A 2880-nucleotide genomic window follows, 5' to 3' on the forward strand; every position below is an offset into this window, starting at 1 on the left:
TTTAACCTACCAGTGCCTATAAGTCGCCGGCTCATTCTTCAACAGGCACGCGGTTAGACTTTGAATAGTCCTCCCACTGCTTGTAAGCTAACGGTTTCATGTTCTATTTCACTCCCCTTCCGGGGTTCTTTTCACCTTTCCCTCGCGGTACTGGTTCACTATCGGTCACACAGTAGTATTTAGCCTTACGAGGTGGTCCTCGCTGATTCACATGGGATTCCTCGTGCCCCATGCTACTCGGGATTCAGCTACTATCTAGATAGTTTTCAACTACAGGACTTTCACCTTCTTTGGTGCAGTATTTAGCTGCTTCGTTTAACCGCCAGATTCGATGACGCTGTCCCACTACCCCAAAAGGTAAACCCTTTGGTTTAGGCTTTTCCCCTTTCGCTCACCACTACTGAGGGAATCTCTTTATTGATTTCTCTTCCTCTGGCTAGTAAGATGTTTCAATTCGCCAGGTTGGCTCTCTCCTGCCTATATATTCAGCAGGTAGTATTAAGGGTTGCCCCATTCGGAAATCTCCGGCTCAATGTTTGCTTCCAACTCCCCGGAGCATATCGTCGGTAACCACGTCCTTCGTCGCCTCTGTGTGCCTAGGTATCCACCGTTAGCCCTTATTCGCTTGACCAATCTCTTCTTTTTGGTCTTTTTTTGCATTCACTACAACATTCATACAGAATGTCTGTGTCTGCCTGCTCATTTGCGTTACTATGCAGTTTTCAAGGTTCTGGCTGAGATTCTACTCAGCAGTCTGACTCTATTCAACTAAGTCATGTTGCTGATTTCTCAATAGCTTTTCGCCATCAGGTGGAGGTTAGCGGACTTGAACCGCTGACATCCTGCTTGCAAAGCAGGCGCTCTACCAACTGAGCTAAACCCCCCAACTCAGTTATCAGTTATCAGTTTTTTCTACTGACCACTGTTTACTGTTGACTGTTCACTGTTTTCAGGTGGGCCATCCTGGACTCGAACCAGGGACCTCACCCTTATCAGGGGTGCGCTCTAACCACCTGAGCTAATAGCCCATATCGAACCAAATCATAGTTTGAAAGCTTTCTACATTTGCAAATTTCTGCGACCGACCTAGGTTAGACCAACTTACTATCTATTTATCTGTTTGCTTTTCGATATGTAAGGGGTGTAGGTCTCCTTTAAAGGAGGTGATCCAGCCACACCTTCCGGTACGGCTACCTTGTTACGACTTCACCCCAGTCACCAGTCCTGCCTTAGGCATCCTCCTCCCCTAAGGGTTTGAGTAATGACTTCGGGCACTACCAGCTTCCATGGTGTGACGGGCGGTGTGTACAAGGCCCGGGAACGAATTCACTGCAGTATGCTGACCTGCAATTACTAGCGATTCCTCCTTCACGCAGGCGAGTTGCAGCCTGCGATCTGAACTGAGCTCCGGTTTATGGGATTTGCTTGCCATCGCTGGCTTGCTGCCCTCTGTCCGGAGCATTGTAGTACGTGTGTAGCCCAAGGCGTAAGGGGCATGCTGACTTGACGTCATCCCCACCTTCCTCCGGTTTGTCACCGGCAGTCTCTCTAGAGTGCCCAACTGAATGCTGGCAACTAAAAACGAGGGTTGCGCTCGTTGCGGGACTTAACCCAACATCTCACGACACGAGCTGACGACAGCCATGCACCACCTGTGTTCGCGCTCCCGAAGGCACTCTCAATTTTCATCAAGATTCGCGACATGTCAAGCCTTGGTAAGGTTCTTCGCGTTGCATCGAATTAAACCACATACTCCACCGCTTGTGCGGGCCCCCGTCAATTCCTTTGAGTTTCACCGTTGCCGGCGTACTCCCCAGGCGGGATACTTAACGCGTTAGCTACGGCACGGCTCGGGTCGATACAAGCCACGCCTAGTATCCATCGTTTACGGCTAGGACTACTGGGGTATCTAATCCCATTCGCTCCCCTAGCTTTCGTCCCTCAGTGTCAGTTACGGCCTAGCAGAGCGCCTTCGCCACTGGTGTTCTTCCTGATCTCTACGCATTTCACCGCTACACCAGGAATTCCCTCTGCCCCGAACGTACTCTAGCTATGTAGTTTCCACTGCTTCTATCTAGTTGAGCTAGACTCTTTAACAGCAGACTTACATTGCCACCTGCGGACGCTTTACGCCCAATCATTCCGGATAACGCTTGCATCCTCCGTATTACCGCGGCTGCTGGCACGGAGTTAGCCGATGCTTATTCCTCAGGTACCGTCATTGTTTTCTTCCCTGAGAAAAGAGGTTTACGACCCAAGAGCCTTCCTCCCTCACGCGGTATTGCTCCGTCAGGCTTTCGCCCATTGCGGAAAATTCCCCACTGCTGCCTCCCGTAGGAGTCTGGGCCGTGTCTCAGTCCCAGTGTGGCTGATCGTCCTCTCAGACCAGCTACTGATCGTCGCCTTGGGAGTCCATTACACTTCCAACTAGCTAATCAGACGCGAGCTCATCTTCAGGCAGTTAACCTTTCACCTTTCGGCACATCCGGTATTAGCCACCGTTTCCAGTGGTTGTCCCAGACCTAAAGCCAGATTCTCACGCGTTACTCACCCGTCCGCCACTGTGTCCGAAGACACCGTTCGACTTGCATGTGTTAAGCATACCGCCAGCGTTCATCCTGAGCCAGGATCAAACTCTCCGTTTTGAAGGGTTTGTGCTCATTAATAGCTGCTCTTTTTCAACTTCAGCTTAGTTATTTTTATTTGCTTGACGCAATCCACTTGCTGTATAATCGCTTTCAAACTATAATATTTTCTAGGTTCGGTGTTTTTTGAAACCGTCGCTGTTTCGCGCTCCGTTTCAAGCACTTATTCAATATAGCGAACCTATCTTCATGTGTCAACTATTTTTCCCAAATTATTTGGGATATCTTTTGAGTC

Annotated in this window: 2 tRNA genes and 2 rRNA genes (1 of these 4 running past the window's edge); all 4 read right to left on the reverse strand. The window is 49.6% G+C overall.

Annotated features, from left to right (window positions below):
• A 23S ribosomal RNA gene (locus V7K89_RS27175) occupies nt 1-631 on the reverse strand; it reaches 2267 nt to the left of the window's first position.
• A gap of 180 nt (nt 632-811) precedes the next feature.
• Nucleotides 812-884, reverse strand: a tRNA-Ala gene (locus V7K89_RS27180).
• A 70-nt stretch (nt 885-954) separates the two neighbouring features.
• Nucleotides 955-1028: transfer RNA gene (locus V7K89_RS27185), tRNA-Ile, on the reverse strand.
• Between the two features lie 128 nt (nt 1029-1156).
• Nucleotides 1157-2645, reverse strand: a 16S ribosomal RNA gene (locus V7K89_RS27190).
• The 16S and 23S rRNA genes sit together here with 2 tRNA genes alongside, the layout of an rRNA operon.
• Nucleotides 2646-2880 lie beyond the last annotated feature (235 nt).

Origin of the sequence: Nostoc sp. (genome assembly GCF_036917515.1) — a bacterium.
Lineage (GTDB): Bacteria > Cyanobacteriota > Cyanobacteriia > Cyanobacteriales > Nostocaceae > Nostoc.